This is a genomic window from Fundicoccus sp. Sow4_F4 (assembly GCF_052116145.1).
GTDB lineage: Bacteria > Bacillota > Bacilli > Lactobacillales > Aerococcaceae > Fundicoccus.
The window spans coordinates 42,373-68,182 of sequence record NZ_JBQKLQ010000007.1; the positions used below are offsets into that span (position 1 = coordinate 42,373).

Consider the following 25,810-nt stretch of genomic DNA (forward strand, 5'->3'; position numbering starts at 1 on the left):
ACCATCAAAATAGGACCCCAATCAGTCTGGCAACGCCAACTAATTGGGGGCTTATTTTGACTGCTATAAATTACCTTAAACTCTTTCATGTAAAACAACTCTCTTGCATCCTGCAAAAGAGTTCATCGTTTACTTTCTAAAGGAAGGTTACTTTGCCGTCTTCTAAAGACTGAATACGACAAATTGAAAATACATCAATGCCCTTATCTTCTAATAATTGTCTGCCTGGTTGAAATGACTTTTCAATACAGATGCCCACTCCTACTGTTTGAGCCCCTGCTTGTTCAACTAAATCGACTAAACCTAGGGCTGCTTGACCATTCGCTAAAAAATCGTCGATGATTAATACCTTGTCAGAAGCTGATAAGTAATCCTTCGAAATTAGTACATTACTTGTCACATTTTTCGTATAACTATGAACCGGTGTCACATATTGATCTTGTTTGATTAAAGTTGAAGGTAATGCTTTCTTAGCGAACAGCATCGGCACTCCAAAATGATGGGCGACTAATAAAGCCGGTGCAATACCTGATGCTTCAATCGTAAACACTTTAGTTACTTTTTCATCTTTAAAATAGTGATAAAATTCTTTCTCAATTTCTTCAATGACCACTGGATCAATTTGGTGGTTTAAAAAGGAATCCACTTTTAACACATTGTTCGGAAAAACTTCTCCATGTTCAATAATCATTTCTTTCAAATAACTCATCTTTACACTCCTAATCACGCTCAAGTATTCTTATTATAAGTGACTGTCGATGATTTACAATTGAATTGCGTATGAAATGCTACGAGGTAAAGTCCAACGTTCGACTTTCAGTGTGTTGAGTCAAACGTAATATTTGAAACTTATTCTTTACTTGCGATGACCTCATTATAACTAAGCCGACCATTGGTAAAGCACTGACTTGGAATGCACTACGTGCCGGATAAGCTTGCGAAAACTGTTCAGCTTAAATCGTGTTTACGGCTGCAAAGTTATTGATGTCAGTTAGAAACACCGTCACTTTAATAACATTTTTTAAAGTTAATTTCGCTTCTGATAGGAGATAGTTGATGTTTTTTAAAGCTTGGCGTGTTTGAACTTCCACTTCTTCTATTGCGCTTGTTACTTGATTGCTTCCAAGTTGGCCAGATAAGAATACCATTTGACCTGTAGCGATTGCTTGTGAATATGGTCCAGCGGCTTCTGGTGCATTGGTTGATTTGATTTCTTCATGATAATGCTCCTGTCTATTGAATTTTTTAGCATAGTGATGCTTCTTTAGGCTTGTTCTTTATCGCAGATAACACCTCTCTTCTGAAAATACTGAGTGTAGTCTAATTTTTGGTATGTAGACATAGAAGCATAATTTTTTAGCATTTGCTTTTGCTTGATTCATTTTGGTAAGCCCGATATTGAAATATGATTATAAATTTCGTGGGCTCGCGAAAGTCGCCAGGATGTCTGGGCCATGTTTCACATCATGGCTCAAGTCGCGACGATGTAAGCTTACACAGATTTTTTTAATAGTCTCTTCCGCTATAATATACAAAAAACTTGCTACAAAACCTCTTTGGTTTTGTAGCAAGTCTCGTTTATTTCACTTTTGCTGCTTCAAAAATATCTTCAATTAATTGCATAACACGGCGAACTTCTGTATTCTTCACAATTGGCTCAGCATTGTCGCGAACAACATGATAAAAGTTGCGGTAGAAGTCATCGTATTCAGCTTCAGCTTCTGGAAACTCAAGAAATTCAGTTGCCTCTTCAGATGGCGGAGCCATTGTTTTCGTTAAGCCAACGCCTGCTTGAATTGGTGTCGGTGCCGCTATATCAGTACGACCTGTCGCACGAACGATTTCTCCATTTAAGTTCCAATCGTGAATTGTCGCACTTCCTTCGACGCCTTGAATGTACCATCTTGGTAAAGTGGTAAAGTTTGTTGTTCCAACTTCAACCACAGCACGCACGTCGTTTTCAAATGTAATGTACGCTAGGAAACCGTCATCAACTTCGTCACCTAGTACATAACTCAAGTCAGCATGAACGTTTTTGACTTCACTATCAACCATCCATAATAACTGATCGAGTAAGTGAACGCCCCAGTCTAACAACATACCGCCACCGTGAGCTTCTAGATGACGCCAGTCGCCTGGAATTCCGTTGGCGCCTTGGACACGTGATTCTATTTTAAATAAATCGCCGATGGTTTTATCTTGATATAAACGGCGAATAGTTAGAAAATCTGGATCCCAACGACGATTTTGATGAACCATAAATACGCGACCAGTCTCTTCAGCCACCGCTAGAATTTCGTCCAGCTCAGCCACATTCATTGTCACTGGTTTTTCACAAACCACATGTTTACCGGCACGTAAAGCCGCAACCGCTAAATCTTTATGAGAATCGTTAGGTGTAGCGATTAATACCGCATCCACTGATTCATCTGCCAAGACAGCTTCATAACTTTCATAAGCCTTATGACCTAATGTCTCAGCCGCCAATTGACGGTTTGAATCAATATCGTAAGCTCCCACTACTTTTAACAAACCTTTTTCGTGTGGAATTAAAGAGTTGGCATGGTATGCCCCCATTCCCCCATACCCCACAACGACAAAATTAATTACTGACATAAAATCCCCCTAAACAGATTTATTCCTAATAGTGACTTGTAAAAAAAACGTTATGCCCACCACATCTCAGCAGGTTTATCGTTAATCATGATTGAACGTAAGTTAGTAATCGCACGATTTAGGCCTTCATCAATTGACATGATTGGGTCTTCGTGTTCAATACTTAACACATAATCATAACCATAAATACGTAACGCTGAAATCATATCTGACCAGTCTTGTAAACTATGTCCACAACCTACTGAACGGAAAGTCCAAGCACGAGTCTTAACATCAGAGTAAGGTTGCATGTCAGTTAAACCATACATATTAATATTATCTTGGTCTAAGTAAGTATCTTTAGCGTGGAAGTGATTAATTGCTCCCGCTTCACCTAAAATCTTGATGGCAGCAACAGGATCAATGCCTTGCCACCATAAGTGAGAAGGGTCAAAGTTACAACCAATCGCCTCTCCAGCACCGTCACGTAATTTCAACATTGTATAAGGTGTGTGAGCTAGAAAGCCTCCGTGTAATTCGATGCCAATCTTAACACCCGCAGCTGTTGCGTCCGTGTTAATACTTTTCCAGTAAGGTATTAATTTCTTATCCCACTGATAGTTATAGTTATCATCGTACTCTGTTGGCCAAGGTAACACAGGCCAGTTCACTTGTGTATCAGTAGCGTTACCGCCAGATACACCCGAGAAGCCGTTAACTACTGGTACATTCATTAATGACGCTAATTTAATTGTTTTGCGTAATAATTCATCCGCTTCTGTTGCGACTGATTGAATCGGTGAAATGGGATTGTTGTGTGCACTTAAAGCTGAAATTTCTAAACCTTTGTCTGCTAATTTCGCTAAATATTCACCACGTGCATCGCTACTTGCTAATAATTTATCAATATCCAAGTGAGCGTTACCTGGTGAACCACCTGTTCCAATTTCAACCGTTTGTAGTCCCTTGCATGCAACAACGTCAATCATCTCTTCAAAACTTAAGTTATTGAATAATGGTGTAAATACGCCTAGTTTCATTCAAATCCCTCTTTCTAATAATAGTTTCGTGCTATTTCTCCAAACTTTCAAAATGACCATAACGCGGATAATGGTTTTCTGTTGGAGAACTCCAGTTAATTGCATTCTTAATCACGCGTTGGACATCTTTGTTATAGTAACTTGGATAAGTTTCATGACCTGGTTGGAAGTAGAAAATCTTTCCATTTCCACGACGATAAGTCATTCCACTACGGAAGACTTCCCCACCTGGGAACCAGCTAACAAAAATCAATTCGTCTGGAGCTGGCACATCAAAGTGCTCACCATACATTTCTTCTTGCTCCAATTCAAAGTATTCGTTTACACCTTCCGCTATAGGATGGCTTGGGTTAACATTCCAGACACGTGTGTGTCGGCCGTCTTCACGCCATTTTAAGTCACAAGATGTTCCCATCAATTTTTTGAATATTTTAGAAAAATGAGCCGAATGAAGGACTACTAAGCCCATTCCTTCAAGGACACGTTTTTGTACTCGTTCAACAATCTCATCGGATACTTCATCATGAGCCATGTGTCCCCACCAAATCAAGACATCTGTTTCGTTTAATACATCATCTGTTAAGCCATGTTCAGCTTCGTCTAAAGTAGCTGTTTTCACTTGAAAGTGATCTTCTTTTAGGAAGGCTGCAATTTGACCGTGAATCCCCTCTGGATATGTTTCTTGTACGACTTTATCCGTCTTTTCATGACGGTATTCGTTCCATACTGTTACTTGAATCATTACTTTCTCCTTTCAAGCACATTTACTATGCTAAATGAACTGGTGCTCCTGTTTGAGCCGATTTATAAATCGCTTCTAAAATTTCAGTTACTACTAAAGCTTCTTCAGGTTTTACAACTGGTTCAGTGTCATTAACGATTGCATCAATCCAAGATTGTGCTTCTAATAGTTCTGGGTCAGTGTCTGCCCCTTCAAAGAAGTCAACGCCTCCTGGGTTCAGTACAATTTTCTTATCAAATAAAGTCCCGTGCTCTTCACCATTAATTCTTAAGCCATCTTCCATATCGGCTCCACCTTTAGAACCCATTAAAGTAGTCTTAGCTTCTTTAACATCTAAAGTATTCAATGCCCAACTAGATTCTAAGAATATTGTTGCACCGTTTTCCATCACAACAAAGCCAAATGCCGAATCTTCGACCGTAAATTCATCTGGATTCCAAGGACCAAATGCATTAGCAGCATTGCGATTGTCAGCTAATTTACGGTAAGTATTGCCTACTACGTATTTCGGTTTGTAGTTATTCATCATCCATAATGTTAAATCTAAGGCATGGGTCCCGATATCGATTAAGGGTCCGCCACCTTGTGCTTCTTCATCTAAGAATACTCCCCAAGTAGGCACTGCACGACGACGAACAGCATGAGCTTTCGCAAAGTAAATCTCACCTAATTCACCATTAGATGCCACTGTATGTAAGAATTTAGAATCTTGACGGAAACGATTTTGGTAACCAATCGTCAATTTTTTTCCAGTACGTTTTGATACTTCAATCATTTCGCGTGCTTCTTCAGTTGTTTTAGCCATGGGCTTTTCACACATAACATGACTGTCTGCTTCCATAGCGGCAATCGACAATTCAGCATGTGTATCATTTGGTGTACACACGTGGACAACATCTAATTCAACTTCGGCTAACATTTCACGATAATCTACATAAACTTGTGCATCTTGAGTTCCGAACATTTCTTTGGCTTCTACTGCTCGTTCGATGATTAAATCACAAAAGGCAACAATTTCTACCCCTTCAACTTTAGCTAAAGCCGGCATATGTTTCTTTGTTCCGATGCCACCGCATCCAATTACAGCAATTCTTAATGTCATTTTAATAACTCCTTGTTATCGTTTTCTTAATCTTATTATATCGAATACGTTTTCAAGAATCTTCCTAGTTCTTTTGCAAAAGTTCCCGAATATTGCCCTCGATTCAAAAATAGGCCGTTAGATCGTTCGGCTAGTTAATGAAACCACATCAAAAGTAACTTCAACAATAAAGTAGGTCAAAAAGGCTTCTACACCCTACTCTTAAAGAAATATCTAAACCACTCATAAAATATAACTGGTGATCAGTCGATCCTTGCTCATGATATTCTAGGACGGAATCTTTATCATACTTATTGGGAGGAAATAAGCATTTGAAGCACAGAATCCTCCCCGTCTACAAGGTCTATCAGCTCTTGTCGTCTAAAATGTAAAAAAAATGATTGCTATAATTTATAAAAGGGCTTTATGGAGTGGTTTTCATGTGTTTAAAGCGATTCGAATGCTTATAAGGTATTTTATTCATATTGTTTAATTAAACGTGTGTAATTGAATGAAAAACGAATGCTTTTTGAAATCATTGAAAGAAATAATCAATTAATCGAAATCATCAAAGCTTTAATAATTGATAATCTAGAAAAAGAAGTATTAAGAAATGAAGAAGAAAAATATTTTATTGCACGAATAAACATGGGAAGAATTAGATCAATTGAGAAAAGAAGAACATTTTAATTCTTATCGAGAAGTGATTAAATGTTTAAAGGATGATTATAAGTAAGAGGGAAATGCTAATAATATGTCAAATATTATTGGAAATTTTGTTCCGATGAAAATTATGGATGAGTTAAAAGAACCATTACACTTTTTAAAACTAAGATCAGCGTACACCAGCAAGAACACAGAAATTCTACTAGATATTGTCAATAACATGCTCCTTAAAAAGGTGTTGTTTTGACAGCGTTTTTGTCGATTTTTAATTATAATTAAGGTGTAAAAAAAGACGAACAGACCTTCTCTTCTGCTCGTCCGAATAATTCCCATGAAAGGACTTATAAAATGTATAGTAATTATAACATGAAGCAATTTAAATTGGATATATCATTGGATTATATTCCAGAAAAGCATCCTATCACTCATTTTTTTAATAGTTTAGTCGATTCGTTGGAGATTCATCATCCTTATGAATTTGGTAGACCTAGAGAATACAGTCTGGCTGCGGTTCTTAAATTATTGCTGTTTGCTTATACGCCTGGCGTCTTTACGAGTCGGAAAGTCAATGTCTTTGTTCAGGAAAACATGCCGGCACGCTGGTTAACTCAAGACGTCTTGCTGAGGCTAATAAGTATAGCTTCGTTTGGAAAATGAATACGGTTCGCTTTGATGAAAGTAACCAGGATAAAATCTTCAACTAGCGACAAGTAATTAGTATGCGCTCGCTTATTCAATTTACTCCAATCCAACAGACACACGCACGATTCAACCTTTTTTAACGACACATGAAAGGCTCATACATTCAAAGAACTACTTAAGCATGGATGCGGGATACGGGTCTGAAGCTGATTATCGTTTCTTAGAAGATTGTTTTCCGAACATAACCGCACTGATTCCTTATGGCACGATGTTAAAAGAACAGACAAAAAAGTGGTTAACAGATGAAAAGAAAATCATGAACTGGCAATATGATGAATCTGAAGATTATTATATCGATCCCCAAGGCGTGCGATTTAATTTTTCCGCTTACCGTCAACGAACAGATAAATATGGTATGAGCCGTGACTTTAAAGAGTACAAAGCCGAGCGCTATACGCCAGATAATCGAGAGATTCCGGAAGCTCTGACAGAAAAGGGCTATGTGCGAAAGATTATGGCCAATCCATCTTGGGAGTATTTAAAGCCAAACAACGCACGTATTTCTCTACCCCGAATGCCAAGCCGTGTTTCAGCGCAGAAAAATAGATGTTGAAACAAGCTTTGGTTTTCTCAAGGGTTCTTTAGGGTTCACCCGCTGCCACGTAAGAGGCAAAGAAAAAGTCAGTCAGGAGATTGGCATCGCTTTAATGGCATGTAACCTCGATAAGTTATCACTGAATGCTCAAAAGAATAAAGTAATTAAAGAAAAACAAAAGATCTAGCGATTAAGAAGATGATTATCTTCTCTTCGTCAGATCTTTTGTTTTCTATCTTCTTATAAAAAGGAACTTTTGACACAGCACCAGCTGATTGCTTATCCTGTTTTGTTAAGATTTGAATGTTTTTTGGTATTGGAGTGGCGACTGACCGACAGCTTCTTTAAAGACATGATGAAAAGTTTTAACGCTCGAGAAACCGGCTCTTTCGGCTACCTCAACCATCGGAATTTTTTCGTTGGCTAAAATGAATTTAGCTTCGTTGATCCGGTATTCTGACAAAAATTGGCCAAAGGTTTGACCAGTATTCTTCTTAAAGAAACGCGTGAAATAATAAGGACTGAAGCCAACAATTCTCGCAATATCTTCGATTGTAATTGATTCTTGATAGCTAGACTCGATATGCGCGAATACCTTATTCAAACGTTCTAGCGTATCCTTATATTGAATGGCCGAGAAATCCAAACTGTTTGCCTCAAGTTCTCGTTCAGGCAACTGCTGGAAAAAATCGCCAATCATCTGATGAAGTTTGCCCAAAATCAAGTAGTTGACACCAATAGGTCTTTCCTGATCAATACGGTAAAGTTCAATCAATAAATCACGCGTGCTCTCCACAAGTTCCTCTGGCCAATGACGACTATGAGGTTGTCCATTTTCAAACAACTGCATCAACGTTTTTTCCGACTCACGCAAAACCGCCTCATCAAACACCTGTAAATCAAACTGGTAAACAAGACGTTCACTGTCTGGTGATGCTAGAAAATAATGTGATTCGCCACTCGCAAAAAACATTATTTCACCTTCTGCCAAATCGACTTGATCATTGTTGACCCCAATTCGCACACTGCCATGAACAGCATAAATAAACTCAATTTCCTTATGGAAATGTGGATAAACAACGGTTAGGCCATCATTTTGTAATGTTCTAAATTTGATTGGATGTTTAAATTCTGGAATTTCTACGTAACGACTACTCATACTCTAAGACCCCGTTCTATTCTTTTCTTCATTCAATATAGTACCATATTATCAAGGTGGCTCAAGGGCTGTTTCTACTCGGTAACCCCACCAAGGATGATAAGTCAACCGAATAGCCCCCACTTCATTGGTCGCCAAAACCACCAAATCAAAAGCTACTAAACGCTCGACCACCTCGTCATGCGGATGGCCATAGCGATTATTCACCCCCGCAGAAATCAAAGCCAAACGCGCATCAAATTGCGCCAAAGAAGCCTCTGAACTACTCGTGTCGCTCCCGTGATGTCCAACTTTAATCACATCTGCCTGTAAATTAGGATATTCTTCGATTAAACGCTGTTCGCCTGCTACTGACAAATCTCCCAGATTAACGAAACGCAAATCGCCCAACTGAAACACCGTCACCAAAGACGAATCATTAGACGCCTCCTCATGAAAATAAGTTGCACCTTTTTTCAAAGCCAGCACCGAAAAGTCACTACCGCCAATCTGAACCGCCTGGCCCAATTCCAAAACCGCTACTTGAACACGCTCAGGTAGTGAAGCAGATACTTTCTGCCACAAATTACTTTGAAGCGTGTAGGGACTAATGACAAGATGATCGATACCAAGCGCTTGACTCAAGCCTAATAAATTTGCCATATGATCGGCATCCGGATGAGTAATCACTACTCCTGTTAAACGGCGAACCCCCAAAGCCTTTAAAGCCGGCAACAAGTCCTTCTGGGCTGACGCTCCATCCAACATCACGCCTCCTTCACTAAACAACAAACGCCCACCCGTATCAACCAACCAAGCTGCTTGACTAAAAGCCGGCCGATACAATAAGGCATCCCCTTGTCCCACATCCAACACAACCACCGAACTCTCGATGCGACTATAAGGTAAAACACCCAACACCCATACATAAGAAAGCCCTAACACACTATAAGCCAAAGCCCTTCTTTCTCTTAGAAAAAAAAGCCACACTGTCGCTCCAGTCATTAGTAGAAAAAACTGACTCGCACTGGGTATTCCTACAGTCACTCGCGTCCATGCTAACCAACCAGTAGGTGCGGTGAATTGCCACAGCCAATCAAAACCTATAGAGAGTGCTTCAAGTAGCGAAACTAAACTTGACCAAGAAGCCAAACTAAATAAAACTAATGTTGTCATACACATCGCTGGCATGATCAATCGGTCAAAGATTAAACCAAAAGCAATCACTATGACTAATTGAAACATATTCCATTCTGCATTCATGCTGATAATTAACGGCCAAGAGAATACCATGCAAGCAAAAGTTAATTCAGCCGAATACTTAAACTCATGCGTTTGATAGCACGAGTTTGCTTGATAAAATTGAATCACACCACTCATCAAGAAACTCAACCTGAAGGCTGCCGATTGAAAAAGCATCGGATCAAACAGCAACATAATAATTCCGACCAAGGCCAGTTGATCGAAGGAACTAAATGGCCACTCAAATTGCCGGCACAAACGCCTTCCATAAAAGGTGCCTAACGAGCGAATGACCCCGGCCGGCCATTGGACCAACCATGCATAAAAGACCAATATTACCAACAATAAAAACTCGGCGATTTCAACAATAATCCCTATGCGTAATAATAGATACCCTAGTAAACGTCGGATGTAATTTAGATGAAAGCCACTGATTGCGAAATAATGGATAATGCCCATTGCCAGTAAGTCTTGACGGTAATCCTGAAACGCTTTTGAATTTAAATTAAACAGCAGTTTATTGTGTAAACCAACCCAAGCAAGGTCTTGATACTGACGTAAAGCCTTCGTTAATCGAGCCCTCAGATTGGCTTGCCAGACAGAAAAATGTTTAGAAGGACTGGTTTGAATACTGTCGATTTTTGAAATTGTCAATGTCCAAGCGACCCCTTGCGTCAACAAATATTCTTGGTAGTCAAAGACGCCAAAATTCCTCGCACCTTCCGGAGGACTTAAACGACCGGTCACTTGCCAAATCGTTGCACTATCTTGAAGGGAAGACAGCTCGGCTGGAATATCAGCCGACTCTTCAAACCAATAATTAAATTGGACATCAACTGCTTGATCCACTGCCCACAATCGAGCTGTGCCCGTCAAACAATCATCGTCTAAACGTATATCCGTCGGTAAAAGTTGAAATTGATAATCTTGTTCACTTTCAGTTTTGAAAGGCAAAGCTTGCAAAGCCAACAAGTGATTCTGCCGACTTTGATAATGAACAAATAATAGTAGTGACAAAGCAAGCGTCCAGAAGAGCGTCGAACTTTTAAGACAGATGATGCGTAACAGTAAGACTATTAATATAAAGGCTAAGAATACTGAACCGGAATGCAAATACTCTAAACCTAATACGAGCCATACAAAGGTAAAGAGCCACTGGCAATACTGTCGATTAAATAATGCCCTCATATTAATCCACCGTAATGAGCGAGGCTAATTGTTCATAAGTTTTCTGCCCAATGCCGCTCACTTCCATAATCGCTTCAGGACTCGCAAATGAGCCACGTTCGCTTCGATATTGTATAATGGCTTCGGCTTTTTTGGGCCCAATGCCTGGTAAAGTCATCAGTTCTCCCACCGTGGCTTGATTGATATTAATCAGTCCACCTGACGTATTAGTAGAGGCTTCGACTAGTTCTGGTCCACTGACCATCGGTAATTCGGCTGGATTTACTTCTGTCATTTGGCTTGCTTCTACTTCCTCCATACTGTAAATATATATCAGCAGTTGATCGGAGAGTAGTAGCGATTGATTCAAGTGCTGCGTGGCTGCTTCTGGTAACAGTCCTCCTGCCATTTCAATGACATCAAACAAACGACTTCCAATTGGTAAAGCATAGACATTTGGATAGCGAACAGCACCTTTCAGATCAACATAAATCGTTTGGCTTTCTTCTGGTTTTTTATTCTCCAACTCGTCATCGAGGGCTGTTTCCTCCTGACTAGTGACTGTTTTGCTCAAGTGAATGGGTTCCAAAACTAATGCCTCCCCACTTTGACTTGATTGATACCACAAAAATAATACAAGTAGTAACATGATTGAAGGTAAACCAATTAAATAAATGCGTAGATTCTTCAAAGAAATCCCTCCTTTTATATAAATACGCAAAAACTATGAAAATATGTGTATGAAAATAAAATATTTGAATTTAATCAAACGACTTGTTATAATGATGACAAATCAAAGAGGGGCTGTGTGTTCATGTACACTTTCTAATTAAATCTAAACTTCAAGTGCAAGCACAACTATCACTAGGTAGGCTTCTTTGGAGTGGTTTAATTAGAAAGGATTGGACTGATTAGCAGTAGCGACCAAAGTGCCGCATGCTCTCTTAGTCTACTCTCTATTCCAAAACCGCTCTGGCTGAAGCCTGGGCGGTTTTTGTGCATTCAATCTGAAAGGAGTGCGCTTATGTTACAAATTAAACACCTGACTATGACACATCAACTGGACTTAAAAGAGATTGTGCGTGATCTTAGTTTCACGGTCAATCCAGGCGATAAAGTCGCTATTATTGGCGAAGAAGGCAATGGTAAATCGACCCTCTTAAAATGGATTAACAAGGATTCTTCGATCGAAAATTATATTCACGTCGAAGGAGAATACGTCAATCACTTTAGTCGAACGGCTTACCTACCTCAGATGTTACCCAAAGAGTTAAATACATTGACCTTAGATCAATTCTTTTTCGGCCAAGCTGAAGCCAATGCATTAGACTATGCAGAACTATACTCATTAGTTGGCCAAATAGGCCTAGATGCGGACCGTTTAACGAGTGAGCAAACACTTGGCAGTCTGTCAGGCGGTGAGAAAATTAAAGTTCAGCTATTAAAATTATTAGCTATGCAAGCTGATTTGCTTCTATTGGATGAACCTTCCAATGACTTAGACTTAGAGACGGTCAATTGGCTGGAACACTTTATTAAAAGCACCCCACTGACCATTCTCTTTATCTCACATGATGAAGCTTTACTAAGAGCCACCGCTAACAAAATATTACATATCGAACTACTACGTCACAAAACAGTGCCTGTCGCCACCTTTGCCAATTTGGATTATGGCGCTTACGTTGAAGAAACGCGATTAAAATTCGACTCTCAAAGTCGAATTGCCAGTAAGCAGCGGGAAGAATATGACAAACGCATGGCCAAACAAAGACGCATTGAAAGTAGTGTTCATGATGCTCAAAATGCAATCTCTCGCCAAGATCCTGGAGGTGCTCGTTTATTAAAGAAAAAAATGCATGCCGTTAAATCAATGGGCAGGCGCTTTGAAAGAGAAAAAGAGAATTTCGATGACATCCCGATTAAAGAAGATCCGATTCTGGTGAAGTTTTCTAATACGGAACCTCTTGCGAATGGTAAAACCGTTCTCCATTTAGAAAACAAGCAAGTAAGATTAAACGATCGAATACTAGCCCATTCGATAAATTTACTGGTCAGAGGCCCTCAAAAAATCGGTATTATCGGCCAGAACGGTGTGGGAAAAAGTACCTTTCTCAAACAGTTGTGGCTAGACTTGAAAGATCGACTAGACATTAAAGCGGGTTATATGCCACAAAATTATCGAGACTTCTTGCCTGAAACGCAAACACCAATTGAGTTCTTGAGTGAGACGGGAGATGTTGAAGAATTAACGCAAGTCATGACTTATTTAGGCAGCATGCGTTTCACATCTGATGAGATGCATCACCCTGTCTCCGCATTATCCGGTGGGCAACAGGCTAAGTTATTTCTTTTGAAAATTGATTTAGCTGGCCAAAATGTGCTTTTACTCGATGAACCAACACGTAATTTCTCACCTTTGTCGCAACCGGAATTGCGCGATTTGTTTCAAACATTTGAAGGCGCCCTCTTAACTATTTCGCATGATCGTCAATTTTTAAAGGAGGTTTGCGACTTAGTGTATGAACTGACGCCGAATGGTTTAGTTCGCAAGGCTGACTTTGAATAGGTGCTTCTTCTTGAGCTACTTTGGCTAGGAGGTGGGTCGGGACTAGATGTTTGTAGTCTTCAATCATATGATGGGGCTTATTTTTTAATCCATTTAATTATTGTTTAAATGTTGTTCTAGGTGGGACTTTATCACCAAAAATGGTTGCATTAGTGGCGTTTTTTCGTTAACATTCAAACATAGATGATATTTTATTAAAAAAGTCATTATTTCTTCACATTTATGTGGTAAATTATAAGATAATATTAAGTGGTTGAAGATTCTATTAAATTTGAAAGAGAATGGGTGGCGAAGTAGTTGAAGAAAGGTCTTATCATTACAGGGGTAACTTTACTCGGTCTTGGGGCAGCTTACTTAACGGGTGTGGGCTATTACTCGAATCGTTTTGTTGCTAATACAACGTTTGGGACGGTGGATATTAGTAATTTGACGTTGGTAAAAGCACAGGAGAAGCTTGAGACGGATTTGAATGAGCGTGAGGTTGTTCTGATGGAGAATAATCAGGAAGTGGCGCGGATTAAAATGAGCGATCTCAAGAGTGAGTTTAATACAGAGTCTAATTTAGAGACTGTTTATCAATCTCAAGACCCCTCTGTTTGGGTAACGAGTTATTTCGAGGAAGAGGCTTTTGATGATGTATTGACGGATCAAGTGGCGATTACCCCTTCGAATATCGAAACCGTTCTGGCTGAGAGCGGTTTAAGTAATGCTGAGCGTGAGGCTGCTGTCAATGCAGTTATCAATTATAATGACGATGAGGGTTATTTTATTGAAGATGGGCACATGGGTACTCAGATTGATTTTGATAAATTAGGTGCATCGATTGTTCATGCGGTTCAGTCAAACGAGTCGACGGTTGATCTAGAAGATGTTTATGCTGAGCCTGTGATTGATGGTGAAAGCGAAGTTGTGACGTCTGTTATGGATACGATTGATGATTTTTCTGATATTCAATTAACGTTGCAAATTGCGGGTGAAGATATAACCCTTGCGAAAGAGACGATTGAAAGTTGGATTCATTTTGACAACAACAACCAGTTGGTCGTTGATTACGATTTAGTTTATGATTATGTGAGTGCTTTAAACGATGAGTACGCGACTTACAACAAAGAGCGCCTATTTATGAGTACCTTACAAGGCGAAGTAACCGTTCCACCTGGTATTCTTGGTTGGGGTATTGATGTGGAATCTGAGACTCAATCGATTATCGATGATTTATATGCGGGCGTTGATGTAACGCGTGAGCCTGCTACTTTCAGTTCTGGAGGTAATGGGAACTCTGCAAATGAAATTGGTGGTACGTATGTGGAAATCGATTTAACGTATCAGATGATGTATCTATACGTTGACGGTGAGATGGTTTTAGGAACGGATATCGTATCTGGCCAAATCGGTGCTGAAACGGTTCCCGGCGCTAACGCGGTTAATGAGATGTTGACGGACACGAAACTTCGTGGTTACAACCAGTTTAGAGAGACTGAATATGCCACACCTGTTAGTTATTGGATTCGTTTCGATAATCAAGCACAAGGCATTCACGATGCCTCTTGGCAAGGAGCTTATGGTGGCGATGTTTGGACTTACGCTGGTTCATTAGGCTGTATCAACACGCCTTACTGGGCAGTTGAAACAATTTACAACAGTGTGACTTACGGAACTCCAGTCTTAGTATTCTATTAAAATTCTTTTGACTCACAAAAAAAACATGCAGACCGTGCTGAGGCAGTTGCATGGTTTTTTTGTTGGTTATTTATGGGTGGTACTGAAGCATTTTACGGAACCCTACTTTTCACGTTTAAAGCAAAAAAAGACTGGGTTGTGAAGCGAAATATCGTTTCACGACCCAGTCTTTTGGTTATTGTTTAAACTTTACACTCATTGCTTCGGCGACTTTTTCAGGTACCATTTTCGAAACATCTCCATCAAAGCGTGCAATTTCTTTAATTAGTGAGGAGCTCAAATGGCGATATTTCTCATCGGCGAATAGTGTGATCGTTTCAAGGTTCGGATTTTGTAAATGATTCGCAATTGCGATGCCACTTTCATATTCAAAATCAATGGTATTACGCACGCCACGAATCATAGCGGTCGCATTCTTTTCGGAAAAATAGTTCGCAACTAACCCGTCTTCGAGGATATCTACTGTCACATTCGTTAAATGTGAGATCGATGTTTCCACTAAGTTTAAACGTTCTTTTGCTGTAAATAATGCGACTTTTGAGGTGTTAATGGCAATTAAGACAATCACTTCATCAAATAGTCGACTACTTCTTTCAATTAAGTCTAGGTGTCCCAGAGTCATTGGATCAAAACTCCCGGCAAAAATACCGATTTTGGCTTTCGCTGTCAAATCAGATCCTCCTTTGATATAAGCGGACAAATGTTTGCCCATAATGTTTTTCTTTTATTTTTCCCCAATCTTGCATGTTCTGCGGCAAGACGGTTTGGTCGTCTGATTCGCACAAAATCAAAGTTTCTTCCGTTAAGAGTCCTTGGTCTTCTAACCATTGAATGTCTGTTTCAATCGTTTGATTTTTATAAGGTGGATCAATAAAAACTAGGTCGAAACTTAACTCACTCTTAGCTGACTTCAATTTCTTTAAGGCTGTTCGGTTATCTCCTGCAAGAATAGTAAATTTCTCTTCTTCTTTTGTGATCGCCACATTCTCACGAATCGTTTGAATGGCTGGACGGTATTTTTCTGTAATAACCGCTTCATCCATTCCTCTTGAAACGGCTTCGATAGCTAAGGCTCCACTACCACCGTATAAATCAAGCACTCGACCACCATCAAAATAGCCTCCGAGTAAATTAAACATGCCCTCTTTTATTTTATCAGTGGTCGGTCGAGTATTGTTTCCGGGAACTGCCTTCAAGCGACGGCTTCCATATTCTCCTGATATCACTCGCATGATCTAAATCCAACTTTCTAGTTTAAAATGTCTAGCTTTTTCCTTGAGGTTCTTGAGGTTTTTGAGGTTTTTGATTCTTTCTATTTCGATTCGAACGACGACTATTCCGATTTGATTTTCTGCCATTCTGTTTCGGTGTCTTTGAGGCAGCTTCTTTCGTCGCATTGTCGAGCACTTCTTCTACAAGAATTTTATCGTCTTCAACCGATTCATTCATCGGTTTTCCTCTGGTTGGTAAATCTAATGAAGCCGCCACACTCGAAATAAAGACAGAGAAATCATGTTCTTTATCTTCCGAAACTGCCTTCAAATTCGGATCAATTCGGTTTGGAATTGAATCTTTAAAGGACATATCAATCTCATCTCGATGGGACTGCTCTACTTGTCTAACAAAGTGGTAACGTTCCAGCTGTTCAGCTGTTTGAATCGCTTGGTCTGCGTCCACATATAGCACCACGTATTTCAATTTCTTGCTAATATAGTGGACGTGTCCATATTTACGAATGGATTTTAAATGTTTTAACGTATATAACCAGACAATTAAACCTTGTCTTTGAACAATTTCAAAACTCACTTTATCACCTACTCTTCTTGCTTTCGCGAATGAACGAGCGTTAAGCCCTTACGAGGACCTTCAATTCTCGCATTCTCGATTGCTTTGATTTCTTCTTGATATGCTTCTTCTAAACGTTTTTTGGCTTCGACTTTCTCTTCAATAATCATGACTTGCGCAATAGCGACCGTCATAATACTGACTAACATACTCGACCCTCCATAACTAACAAAGGGTAATGTTACACCTGTTAAGGGAATCAATCCGGCAATTCCTCCTAAGTTGATGAAGGATTGAAGTAAAAACATAGTTGCTATCCCGAATAAGACGTTTCGTCTATAATGGCTTGTAGATTGGGCAGCCCAACGATAAATCATAAATATAAAAACGAATAATAAACCAATCACCACAATGATTCCTAACAAGCCAGTCTCTTCCCCTAAAATGGCTAGAATAAAATCCGTATGACCTGCTGGCAATGAGCCGCGTTTGGTCACTCCTTGTCCAATTCCTACACCTAACCAACCGCCTCGACTAAAGGCCAGATAGCCACTAATCAATTGATACCCCGCAGTTTGCGGATATAGAAAAGGATCGGTAAACGAACCCAGACGATTCAATTGGTAACTTGGATGGTTAACTAACCATTCAGATGCGACACGGCCAAACACATTGACCACTCCAATTAACACTACAAATAAACCGTACATCACGAGGTTTAGTTTGGCGCTTAAATACTGTTGCATTGCTACAATGATTAAAGTTCCCATAATTAGTGCAACCATGCCAAAATCAGGTTGAAATAAAATTAAGATAACCGCGACCGCAATTAGTAGAATGGAGATATTCTTTGTCCTCGAGGTTATTTTTTCTTCGGCTAAAATAACTTCCCTTTGTTGATCCTGTAATAATCGCGCCAAGACTAGTACCGAGGCAATCTTGCTTATTTCACTCGGCTGGAAACTAGCAAAACCAAAAGAAATCCAACTTTGCGCCCCACCACCAGTGAGACCATAAATCTTCAGAAAAACTAAAGATAGAACAAGTCCTGTCATCGCAGTATTTAACACAATGATATTTTCGAAAAATTTATATTTTAAAGCGACTAGGATGCTCAAGCCAACTAAACCAACCATTGTGGCCATAAACTGAGTCATCACAAAGCTAAAAGGTTCCGGCGCTGAGACACCATCTGGGCTATAATACATCGTAGCACTAAAAATCATCACAAACCCAATCAGAATTAAAATCAGCATGACGATTAACATCAGATAGTCCATCAAGGCAAACTTCTGCCGAATTTTATCGAGCAGACTTTCTGTTGCATGACTTCTTTCAGTTTCGCTATTAGTCGCCGTGTTTGTTTGTATTTCGCGACGATAATTATTCATCTGCTCCTCCTCACTATTTCATAGTCATTATTATAGCATAAAAAGCCTCATTTGTTAGTTCTCGTCACAGAATTAAAGTCTGTGGATGTTGCCTTGTTTTTCATTATCGTAAGCTTGTCTATGGAACGGAAGAAACAAGATTTCCTCTTATCTTTCTTCAAAGATTAAATACCCAATAATCGCTTATCAAAGACGGATGGGCAACTGTCATAATCTAATTTATATTATTAGAGTCTAAAATATAGAGAGGTTGTCACTACGTTTTGATTATGACAGTTATTTCAATGTCGTAAAATTACTTCATGGTATTAGCTCACCAAATCACCGTCTCAAATTATCCACATGGTATTAGACCACTTAATTCAACGTCACCTAATCATAATAATCCTCACAGGGTCTAAATGATTACATTCGCTGGTTAAACACAAAAAGTCGGATCACCCTAAGGTGCCCCGACTTTTATCGCTTAGTTAATTGTTAAATTACGCGTTTGCACGTTCAACAACAACATCCCAATTTACAACTGACCAGAATGCTGAAATATAGTCTGGACGACGGTTTTGGTAATTTAAGTAGTAAGCATGCTCCCAAACGTCTAGACCTAATAATGGTGTTTGACCATCTGTAACTGGGTTATCTTGGTTTGGAGTGGATGTAACTTTTAACTCACCGTTATCTAACACTAACCATGCCCAACCAGAGCCGAAACGACCGGCAGCTGCTGCAGCAAAATCAGATTTAAATGTGTCAACTGAACCAAAAGCTGCTTCTATTTTAGCTGCAAATTCTGCAGGTACTTCATTAGCATCTGATGGTGCTTGTAATTGCTCCCAGAATAAAGTGTGGTTTAAATGACCGCCACCATTATTACGTACAGCTGTACGTTTATCTTCTGGCACATCATTCAAATTAGCTACTAAATCTTCAATAGATTTGTGTGCTAGATCTGTTCCTTCAACCGCTTTGTTTAAGTTAGTCACATACGCGTTGTGGTGTTTAGTATAGTGAATCTCCATTGTTTGTGCATCAATTGCTGGTTCTAATGCATCATAAGCATAAGGTAATTTTGGTAATTCAAAAGCCATAATTAAATTCCTCCTAATTTTTAATACACCTTCATTATAACACTTACTAGAATAAATTCAAAAGACTTGCTCATTTATTCCATTAGTCTTTAATGTTCTCATCAATGCTTAGGTAATCTTGCTTAAAGTTAAAAAGTTTTAACTCAACCACTAAAATCCCCAGTAAAATAAAAAACGCTCCAATTAAAAGATTAGCAGTCAGAGCTTCATTTAAAATAATTACAGCCGCTATCATTCCAAAAAATGCCTCCGTCGATAAAATCAGCGAGGCTTGATTACTGGTCGTAAAACGTTGGGCATATGTCTGCAAGCCAAAGGCAATCAAAGTACTAAATAAGCCTAAGTAAATAATCGGTGATAAAGCTTGAAGACTCAAATCAAGTGCTAAGTCCCCTTCAAATGCCACCATTACCCAAGACAGTAATGCAGCGACTCCCATCTGCATAAACATAATTTCCCAAGTCGCTAACTTCTTCACGAAAAATTCTGTATAGAAAATTTGTAAAGCGAAAAATAACGCACAAATCAATGTAAGGACATCACCATAATTAATGCCATTAAGTGAACCATTCAGTGAGAGTAATCCAATTCCACCTAGGGTAATGCTCGCTCCTATAACTGCATTCCACGACAATGGTCTTTTTAATATAAACCAAGTTAAAAACGGAATAATCACGATGTTGGTAGCGGTTAAAAAAGCATTCTTAGAGGCTGTCGTATATTGTAAGCCGATTGTCTGGAATGCAAAAGCTAAGAAGAGAAACAGGCCAATTAGACCACCTTGACGCCATTTAGACCAAGTTAGCACAGACAAGCGCGAAATATTACTTGCTAGCAGGATTAAAAATGCTAAGGTAAACCGTAATGCCAATATTTGAAAAGGGCTGTACGTATTTAAAGCTAAGGCGCTGGCTACAAAACCAGATCCCCAAATCACTGCTACACCTAATAATATTATTGTTCCATAGTATTTTTTCATTTAAGCCTCCACTATATAAAAATGACCTTTGGATGAGCTAAAAAAAAAGCATCCAAAGGTATATTGATTAATTAGTCTTTTTTCTTCGCAGACTTTTCACGTGCACTCTTATCTAAGATTTGCTTACGTAAACGAATGCTTTCTGGTGTAATTTCACAATACTCATCTTCATCCATAAATTGTAATGACTCTTCTAAAGTCATTTTACGTGGACGTTTGATGACTGATGTTTGATCTTTATTCGCCGAACGAACGTTAGTTAATTGCTTCGCTTTTGTCACGTTAACAGTTAAGTCATTCTCACGGTTATGCTCCCCAACTATCATACCAGCGTAAACTTCAGTACCTGGTTCAATAAAGATTGTGCCTCGGTCTTCTAAGTTCATGATACTGTAAGTGGTTGCTTGACCATTATCAATCGATACTAATGTACCGTTACGACGACGACCAATACTTGCATTAATCATTGGACGGTACTCGTCGTAAGTATGGTTCATAATACCGTAACCGCGAGTCATTGACATGAAGTCAGTAGAGAACCCAATTAAACCACGAGCTGGTACTGAGAATACTAAACGAATTTGACCGTTACCAGTGTTTATCATGTCAGCCATTTCAGCTTTACGTTGGCCTAACGCTTCAATGATTGAACCCATGTATTCTTCTGGTGTGTCAATTTGAACGCGTTCGAACGGCTCACATTGAACACCATCAATTTCACGAATAATCACTTTTGGTCGTGAAACTTGGAATTCATAACCTTCACGACGCATGTTTTCGATTAGAATTGATAAGTGAAGCTCACCACGACCCGCGACAACAAAAGCATCTGGTGAATCAGTTGGTGTTACTTTTAATGAAACGTCAGTTTGTAATTGTTGCATTAAACGATCGTGCAAGTTACGAGACGTTACATATTTACCCTCACGACCAGCAAATGGTGAGTTGTTCGTTAAGAAAGTCATCTCAATTGTTGGCTCATCGATATGTAAAACTGGCATCGCGATCTGAGCATCTGTTGCTGTAACAGTTTCTCCTACGAAGATATCATCCATACCAGATAATGCAATCAAGTCACCTGCAACAGCTTCACTGATTTCAACACGGTCTAAACCAAAGAAACCTAAAATTTTCGAAACACGGAAGTTTTTAGTTGAACCATCGATTTTGATCAATGTAACGTTATCTCCGACTTTGATTTTCCCACGGAATACACGACCGATTCCAATACGACCAACGTATTCGCTATAATCTAATAACGATACTTGGAATTGTAAAGGCTCTTCACTGTTATCTACTGGTGCTGGAATATGTTCCAATACAGCATCAAAGATAGCGTCCATTGAATGCTCTTGATCAGCAGGGTCAGAAGAGACACTTGAAGTTCCGTTTAAAGCAGAAGCATAAACAACTGGGAATTCCAATTGATCATCATCTGCACCTAATTCGATCAACAATTCTAATACTTCATCCACAACTTCTTCAGGACGAGCAGAAGGCTTGTCAATTTTGTTAACAACTACGACAGGAGTTAACCCTTGTTCTAACGCTTTTTTCAATACAAAACGCGTTTGAGGCATAGTCCCTTCATAAGCATCAACGACAAGAATAACCCCGTCAACCATTTTCATAATACGCTCAACTTCACCACCGAAGTCCGCATGTCCAGGTGTATCCAAGATATTCACACGTGTATCTTTGTAATCTACCGCCGTGTTTTTAGCCAGGATTGTAATCCCGCGCTCACGCTCAATATCATTATTATCCATTGCACGATCTCCGATGTCAGTACGAGCATCGATTGTGTTGGATTGTTCTAGTAGTTCATTGACCAAAGATGTTTTACCGTGGTCAACGTGAGCAATAATTGCGATGTTACGAATATCATTACGAATTTTCATTAATTTCCCCTATTTCTTTCGTTTCTTTGAGTAATTGCATTGCTTGTGCATGTACAGTTGGGTTAGCAAAAACCACTGGACAGCGTTTGAGTAGATTCAATGTTTGATTATCAGGTGTCGTTGCTTTAAAACCTAGAGCCGTAAAAATAGCCCACCCCGCTGCGAAGTCCCAAGGTTGCAGACCAGCAGAAAAATAAACAGCCGCCTCACCTTTCATGACTGAAATAATTTCCAAAGCAGCAGCACCATATGACCTCGCACCTAAAGAATGGGTCAATAAAGCTAAAGAATTGCCACGATTCGTTGCGAACATACCGACATTACCAACAATCAAAGCCTCACTGATTGATGAAATCATGATTGGCTCTAAACGTTGATGATTTAAGAAAACCCCTTCGCCCACAATCCCATAATAAAAATCATGATTCATGACATCATAAATGTAGCCAGCTTGAGGTTCACCATCTTTGAAAACCGCCAACATAATACCAAAATTTCTCTTCTGCTTAACGAAATTTAACGTACCATCAATTGGATCAATGACCCAAACGATACCCGATAGATCCGTAACAGGCACATCACTCATCCCTTCCTCACCAATCACTCGATGAGTCGGATAATGCTCCTGAATATTCTCAACGAAAAACAACTCCGTTGCTTTGTCCATCTCAGTAACTAAATCAGCAGCATCCTTCTTCTGTTGAACCTGCAAATCACGCTGATGAGACAACCTTAAATTTTCAGCAGCCGTCTCCATCCAGACTAAAATACGACTATGCATCTGATAATCAAACATCAAATCCTCCTAAGATAATTTAATTTTGCGCGCCTTTGGCGCTAACTGACTCACATCTGTATCTTTCAACAACTCGCGCATATGCTTTACTGCGCGATAAATCGAATAACCAGAAGCAGCCTGAAAAGCCTTATCCAATTGCTTTTCACCACTAATGCTCGTCACAACCTCTTTAAAGCTACGATGTTTCGCTTGAAACTCCAAGACATCAATCCCAGCTTCATAAACCATTTCAACCGCCGATAAAAAATCAATCACCTGAACCATTTCGCCAGTCGACCAATCCGGATCCAACGGATAAGAATATTCCTTCATCACGAACACCTCCATCACAAAACCAATCAGTAATGTTCCACCTTTTACTATAACGCATTTAACAAGGAATGAAAAAGAAATATTCAAACTAAAACGCTTACCTCATAAAAATTTAATCTTTTCTTCGGAAAATATGCCATTTAACCACTTTGAGCGACACTATTAGTAGCGCGCCACCGTCCAAAAACAACACTATTTTTCCAAATATCCACTAGACACATACTTTAATGGTCACCTTACCTAAGCAATAGCAGTCAAAAACAGCCAGCTTGATATGAGTGAACTTAGATTAATCGGTCGTTAAGCGTGTAATAATTTCGGCATGTTCTGGATATATCTTTAGTAAATCAGCTCGTTTGAATAATTCAAAATCTTCATACTCAAAACTAGGCGCTACCATGCAACTAACCAAAGCATAATCTGCTTCAACGGACGAGCCAAAAATAACGTTTTTGGGTACAACAGCTTGCAAGTGTTGACCAGCTTCTATTTCTTTACCTAAGATGATTTGTTCATAATGGCCATCAGGGTGAATTAAGTGAATCGTCAAAGGAGCACCTTCATGATAATACCACACTTCGTCTGCTGTTAGACGGTGAAAGCGTGAAGGGTTCTCGTCTGTCAATAAAAAGTAGATGCTCGTATAGAGTGCGCGTGCGCCCCTATTACAGGCTGTATCTGAATAAGTTGTTGGTGACTTTAACATTTGACGATAAAATCCCCCTTCTCGATGAGCAGATAGTTCAAGTGTTTCTATCCAATAATTTGCTGCTTGCATGACATCTTCCTCCTTATTTTGTCTTTCTAGTTTAGCATGTCAATGACTTGAACACCAGAAGTGTGCCATATGCTGCCACACTTTTATAAGTTTTACAATGGATAATATTCATAAAGTCGTAGAATAATTTGAGTTCGTATTTTGATAGCAATAAGTTGAAAGTATCTCGCATTCAGTTTGAAGTTGGCGTATAATGACAAGCGGTGATAAAAATGAAAAACAAACAATTTGATCGTAATTTTATAACGCAAGGCTCTTTAAATAAAGTCATTTTAAGTATCTCAGTTCCACTTATGCTTAATAACCTCGTGCGAACTTTATATAATTTAACGGATGGACTGTTCGTGGCACAAATTTCTGCTGAAGATTTTGCGGCGACAGCTTTTGTCTGGCCTCTCAATTTCTTGTTCATTTCTGTTGGTATGGGGATCGGGATCGGCGCCACTGCTTTAATTGCTCAACAAATGGGTGGCAATCATTATCAATCGGCTAAACACTATGCAGACAATACCATTTTATTGTCGCTAATACTCGGCTTTCTGGCCGCTTTGATTGGTTACCTGGCGACACCCAGTCTAATTTATTGGATGGGTGCACGTGACGGTCTTTATGAAAAATCGGTCATTTACTTACAGATTAATTTCATTGGTCTTTTTTTCGATTTCGTATATTTTGGCTATCAGGCGATTTTAAATGCCCAAGGTCAAACAAAATCTATTACAATTATCAGCATTATTTCTTCGCTTACTAATGTGATTCTTGATCCATTGTTTATCTTTGATAATGTGTTAGGACTCCCTGGTCTCAACATGGGCATCGTCGGTGCAGCATACGCAACCGTCATTTCGAAGATTGCCTTATACCTTCTAGGCATACGGATTGTCCATAAATATTCAGAAATTTCTGTTTCCGTTCGTAAAGTCAAAGTGGATCGTCAGATTCTAACGAACATTAGTAAAGTGGCCTTTCCTTCCGCAATGGGTTATGGTGGTTCTGCGCTTGGTTTTACGGTGCTTAATGGTCTTATTGCTTCATACGGAACGAACACTTTAGCGGCTTACTCTATGGTCAACCGCATTACTGACTTACTTAATCAACCCCAATTAGGGATTGGCGCTGCTTTGACCTCGATTGTCGGACAGAATATTGGCTCAGGAAATTTTGATCGTGCTAAGGCGATTTTCAAGCGAGCAATTTACTTAATTCTCGCTCTGTCATTAATCAGTTCACTAACTGTTTTAATCGGCCGTTACCAAATTCTGTCGATTTTTATTAAAGGGGGCTCAGATCCTGAATTATGGACACAAGCCATCGAATATCTGTACTTCTCAGCCTTTATTATTTTCTTTATGGGACTGTTTTCAGCACTTAATGGTTTCTTCCAAGGAACCGGTCAAACTAAATATGCGATGTATCTGTCAGTTGGTCGTTTGTGGGCTTTACGCCTACCAATCATTTGGGCTTTAGGCATCTTTACCGATTTAGGCTCGATGGGAATTTGGATCGCAATGTTATTGTCTAATATGTTAGTCGTCGTTTATGGTTTCTATATCTATCGTTCACGTGACTGGCATGCACTTACTTAAGAAAGATTTGGAGGTCAATTCGCAATGAATTGATCTCTTT

Annotated in this window: 24 protein-coding genes and 1 pseudogene; 6 read left to right on the forward strand and 19 right to left on the reverse strand. The window is 39.4% G+C overall.

Annotated features, from left to right (window positions below):
* Positions 1-136: 136 nt before the first annotated feature.
* From ACTQ5J_RS10435 to ACTQ5J_RS10460, 6 genes are all read right to left on the reverse strand, one after another.
* Positions 137-709 (reverse strand): xanthine phosphoribosyltransferase, encoded by a 573-nt coding sequence (locus ACTQ5J_RS10435; protein WP_441752767.1) that lies wholly within the window; start codon positions 707-709, stop codon positions 137-139.
* Between the two features lie 244 nt (positions 710-953).
* Positions 954-1,148, reverse strand: coding sequence for a RidA family protein (locus ACTQ5J_RS10440; RefSeq protein WP_441752769.1), 195 nt, complete (start codon positions 1,146-1,148; stop codon positions 954-956).
* A 430-nt stretch (positions 1,149-1,578) separates the two neighbouring features.
* Complete coding sequence (locus ACTQ5J_RS10445) at positions 1,579-2,616, reverse strand: Gfo/Idh/MocA family protein (RefSeq protein WP_441752771.1); 1,038 nt, start codon at positions 2,614-2,616, stop codon at positions 1,579-1,581.
* A gap of 50 nt (positions 2,617-2,666) precedes the next feature.
* Positions 2,667-3,635, reverse strand: a complete 969-nt coding sequence (locus tag ACTQ5J_RS10450) for a sugar phosphate isomerase/epimerase family protein (RefSeq protein WP_441752772.1) — start codon at positions 3,633-3,635, stop codon at positions 2,667-2,669.
* Positions 3,636-3,666: 31 nt separating this feature from the next.
* Complete coding sequence (locus tag ACTQ5J_RS10455) at positions 3,667-4,377, reverse strand: ThuA domain-containing protein (RefSeq protein ID WP_441752774.1); 711 nt, start codon at positions 4,375-4,377, stop codon at positions 3,667-3,669.
* Between the two features lie 25 nt (positions 4,378-4,402).
* Positions 4,403-5,479, reverse strand: a complete 1,077-nt coding sequence (locus tag ACTQ5J_RS10460) for a Gfo/Idh/MocA family protein (RefSeq protein WP_441752776.1) — start codon at positions 5,477-5,479, stop codon at positions 4,403-4,405.
* A gap of 486 nt (positions 5,480-5,965) precedes the next feature.
* On the opposite strand from ACTQ5J_RS10460, the gene ACTQ5J_RS10465 reads away from it, so the two are divergent.
* The 3 genes and pseudogenes from ACTQ5J_RS10465 to ACTQ5J_RS10475 all read left to right on the forward strand — a co-directional run.
* Entirely contained in the window at positions 5,966-6,148 is a 183-nt protein-coding gene (locus ACTQ5J_RS10465; protein ID WP_441752777.1) for a hypothetical protein, read from the forward strand.
* A gap of 324 nt (positions 6,149-6,472) precedes the next feature.
* Positions 6,473-6,781 (forward strand): hypothetical protein, encoded by a 309-nt coding sequence (locus ACTQ5J_RS10470; protein ID WP_441752779.1) that lies wholly within the window; start codon positions 6,473-6,475, stop codon positions 6,779-6,781.
* Positions 6,782-6,815: 34 nt separating this feature from the next.
* A pseudogene (locus tag ACTQ5J_RS10475) lies at positions 6,816-7,503 on the forward strand (transposase); the annotation flags it as partial.
* Between the two features lie 150 nt (positions 7,504-7,653).
* Here the strand turns inward: ACTQ5J_RS10475 and ACTQ5J_RS10480 are convergent.
* From ACTQ5J_RS10480 to ACTQ5J_RS10490, 3 genes are read right to left on the reverse strand one after another with little or no spacing between them, the layout of a single operon-like run.
* On the reverse strand, positions 7,654-8,520 hold the full coding sequence (locus tag ACTQ5J_RS10480) for an AraC family transcriptional regulator (protein WP_441752781.1): 867 nt from the start codon (positions 8,518-8,520) through the stop codon (positions 7,654-7,656).
* A 51-nt stretch (positions 8,521-8,571) separates the two neighbouring features.
* Complete coding sequence (locus ACTQ5J_RS10485; protein ID WP_441752782.1) at positions 8,572-10,929, reverse strand: DNA internalization-related competence protein ComEC/Rec2; 2,358 nt, start codon at positions 10,927-10,929, stop codon at positions 8,572-8,574.
* Between the two features lies 1 nt (position 10,930).
* Positions 10,931-11,599 carry a helix-hairpin-helix domain-containing protein gene (locus ACTQ5J_RS10490; RefSeq protein ID WP_441752783.1) on the reverse strand — a complete coding sequence of 223 codons (669 nt, stop codon included), beginning with the start codon at positions 11,597-11,599 and terminating at the stop codon, positions 10,931-10,933.
* Between the two features lie 333 nt (positions 11,600-11,932).
* On the opposite strand from ACTQ5J_RS10490, the gene ACTQ5J_RS10495 reads away from it, so the two are divergent.
* Positions 11,933-13,474, forward strand: a complete 1,542-nt coding sequence (locus ACTQ5J_RS10495) for an ATP-binding cassette domain-containing protein (protein WP_441752784.1) — start codon at positions 11,933-11,935, stop codon at positions 13,472-13,474.
* Between the two features lie 297 nt (positions 13,475-13,771).
* Positions 13,772-15,154, forward strand: a complete 1,383-nt coding sequence (locus ACTQ5J_RS10500; protein ID WP_441752786.1) for a L,D-transpeptidase family protein — start codon at positions 13,772-13,774, stop codon at positions 15,152-15,154.
* A 175-nt stretch (positions 15,155-15,329) separates the two neighbouring features.
* Here the strand turns inward: ACTQ5J_RS10500 and coaD are convergent, their stop codons facing one another.
* From coaD to ACTQ5J_RS10550, 10 genes are all read right to left on the reverse strand, one after another.
* A complete protein-coding gene (gene coaD / locus ACTQ5J_RS10505; RefSeq protein ID WP_441752788.1) occupies positions 15,330-15,824 on the reverse strand; it encodes a pantetheine-phosphate adenylyltransferase in 495 nt (164 codons plus the stop codon).
* Between the two features lies 1 nt (position 15,825).
* Positions 15,826-16,386 (reverse strand): 16S rRNA (guanine(966)-N(2))-methyltransferase RsmD, encoded by a 561-nt coding sequence (gene rsmD / locus ACTQ5J_RS10510; protein ID WP_441752790.1) that lies wholly within the window; start codon positions 16,384-16,386, stop codon positions 15,826-15,828.
* A 31-nt stretch (positions 16,387-16,417) separates the two neighbouring features.
* On the reverse strand, positions 16,418-16,960 hold the full coding sequence (locus ACTQ5J_RS10515) for a YlbG family protein (protein WP_441752792.1): 543 nt from the start codon (positions 16,958-16,960) through the stop codon (positions 16,418-16,420).
* A gap of 8 nt (positions 16,961-16,968) precedes the next feature.
* Entirely contained in the window at positions 16,969-18,330 is a 1,362-nt protein-coding gene (locus ACTQ5J_RS10520) for an FtsW/RodA/SpoVE family cell cycle protein (RefSeq protein WP_441752793.1), read from the reverse strand.
* A gap of 482 nt (positions 18,331-18,812) precedes the next feature.
* Positions 18,813-19,415: a superoxide dismutase gene (locus ACTQ5J_RS10525; protein ID WP_441752794.1), complete on the reverse strand. Its 603-nt coding sequence runs from the start codon at positions 19,413-19,415 to the stop codon at positions 18,813-18,815.
* A gap of 82 nt (positions 19,416-19,497) precedes the next feature.
* The gene (locus ACTQ5J_RS10530) at positions 19,498-20,394 is read right to left on the reverse strand and encodes a DMT family transporter (protein WP_441752796.1); all 897 of its coding nucleotides are present in this window, start codon (positions 20,392-20,394) and stop codon (positions 19,498-19,500) included.
* Positions 20,395-20,465: 71 nt separating this feature from the next.
* Positions 20,466-22,295, reverse strand: coding sequence for a translational GTPase TypA (gene typA / locus ACTQ5J_RS10535; RefSeq protein ID WP_441752798.1), 1,830 nt, complete (start codon positions 22,293-22,295; stop codon positions 20,466-20,468).
* Positions 22,282-23,091, reverse strand: coding sequence for an inositol monophosphatase family protein (locus tag ACTQ5J_RS10540; protein WP_441752799.1), 810 nt, complete (start codon positions 23,089-23,091; stop codon positions 22,282-22,284). Before ACTQ5J_RS10540 ends, typA begins: the two co-directional genes overlap by 14 nt.
* A 9-nt stretch (positions 23,092-23,100) precedes the next feature.
* Positions 23,101-23,406 carry a UPF0223 family protein gene (locus ACTQ5J_RS10545; protein ID WP_441752801.1) on the reverse strand — a complete coding sequence of 102 codons (306 nt, stop codon included), beginning with the start codon at positions 23,404-23,406 and terminating at the stop codon, positions 23,101-23,103.
* Between the two features lie 289 nt (positions 23,407-23,695).
* Entirely contained in the window at positions 23,696-24,184 is a 489-nt protein-coding gene (locus ACTQ5J_RS10550) for a cupin domain-containing protein (RefSeq protein WP_441752803.1), read from the reverse strand.
* A gap of 212 nt (positions 24,185-24,396) precedes the next feature.
* Between ACTQ5J_RS10550 and ACTQ5J_RS10555 the strand changes: the two genes are divergently transcribed.
* A complete protein-coding gene (locus tag ACTQ5J_RS10555; RefSeq protein ID WP_441752805.1) occupies positions 24,397-25,770 on the forward strand; it encodes an MATE family efflux transporter in 1,374 nt (457 codons plus the stop codon).
* Positions 25,771-25,810: the final 40 nt, after the last annotated feature.

Bases quoted from the DNA above. Each gene is read 5' to 3' on its own strand.
- rsmD (WP_441752790.1), bottom strand. From the start codon at position 16,386: ATGCGAGTGATATCAGGAGAATATGGAAGCCGTCGCTTGAAGGCAGTT.
- ACTQ5J_RS10485 (WP_441752782.1), bottom strand. From the start codon at position 10,929: ATGAGGGCATTATTTAATCGACAGTATTGCCAGTGGCTCTTTACCTTT.
- ACTQ5J_RS10435 (WP_441752767.1), bottom strand. From the start codon at position 709: ATGAGTTATTTGAAAGAAATGATTATTGAACATGGAGAAGTTTTTCCG.
- ACTQ5J_RS10550 (WP_441752803.1), bottom strand. From the start codon at position 24,184: ATGCAAGCAGCAAATTATTGGATAGAAACACTTGAACTATCTGCTCAT.
- ACTQ5J_RS10545 (WP_441752801.1), bottom strand. From the start codon at position 23,406: ATGAAGGAATATTCTTATCCGTTGGATCCGGATTGGTCGACTGGCGAA.
- typA (WP_441752798.1), bottom strand. From the start codon at position 22,295: ATGAAAATTCGTAATGATATTCGTAACATCGCAATTATTGCTCACGTT.
- ACTQ5J_RS10445 (WP_441752771.1), bottom strand. From the start codon at position 2,616: ATGTCAGTAATTAATTTTGTCGTTGTGGGGTATGGGGGAATGGGGGCA.
- ACTQ5J_RS10520 (WP_441752793.1), bottom strand. From the start codon at position 18,330: ATGAATAATTATCGTCGCGAAATACAAACAAACACGGCGACTAATAGC.
- ACTQ5J_RS10555 (WP_441752805.1), top strand. From the start codon at position 24,397: ATGAAAAACAAACAATTTGATCGTAATTTTATAACGCAAGGCTCTTTA.
- ACTQ5J_RS10470 (WP_441752779.1), top strand. From the start codon at position 6,473: ATGTATAGTAATTATAACATGAAGCAATTTAAATTGGATATATCATTG.
- ACTQ5J_RS10455 (WP_441752774.1), bottom strand. From the start codon at position 4,377: ATGATTCAAGTAACAGTATGGAACGAATACCGTCATGAAAAGACGGAT.
- ACTQ5J_RS10495 (WP_441752784.1), top strand. From the start codon at position 11,933: ATGTTACAAATTAAACACCTGACTATGACACATCAACTGGACTTAAAA.
- ACTQ5J_RS10440 (WP_441752769.1), bottom strand. From the start codon at position 1,148: ATGGTATTCTTATCTGGCCAACTTGGAAGCAATCAAGTAACAAGCGCA.
- ACTQ5J_RS10530 (WP_441752796.1), bottom strand. From the start codon at position 20,394: ATGAAAAAATACTATGGAACAATAATATTATTAGGTGTAGCAGTGATT.
- ACTQ5J_RS10525 (WP_441752794.1), bottom strand. From the start codon at position 19,415: ATGGCTTTTGAATTACCAAAATTACCTTATGCTTATGATGCATTAGAA.
- ACTQ5J_RS10450 (WP_441752772.1), bottom strand. From the start codon at position 3,635: ATGAAACTAGGCGTATTTACACCATTATTCAATAACTTAAGTTTTGAA.
- ACTQ5J_RS10480 (WP_441752781.1), bottom strand. From the start codon at position 8,520: ATGAGTAGTCGTTACGTAGAAATTCCAGAATTTAAACATCCAATCAAA.
- ACTQ5J_RS10460 (WP_441752776.1), bottom strand. From the start codon at position 5,479: ATGACATTAAGAATTGCTGTAATTGGATGCGGTGGCATCGGAACAAAG.
- ACTQ5J_RS10540 (WP_441752799.1), bottom strand. From the start codon at position 23,091: ATGTTTGATTATCAGATGCATAGTCGTATTTTAGTCTGGATGGAGACG.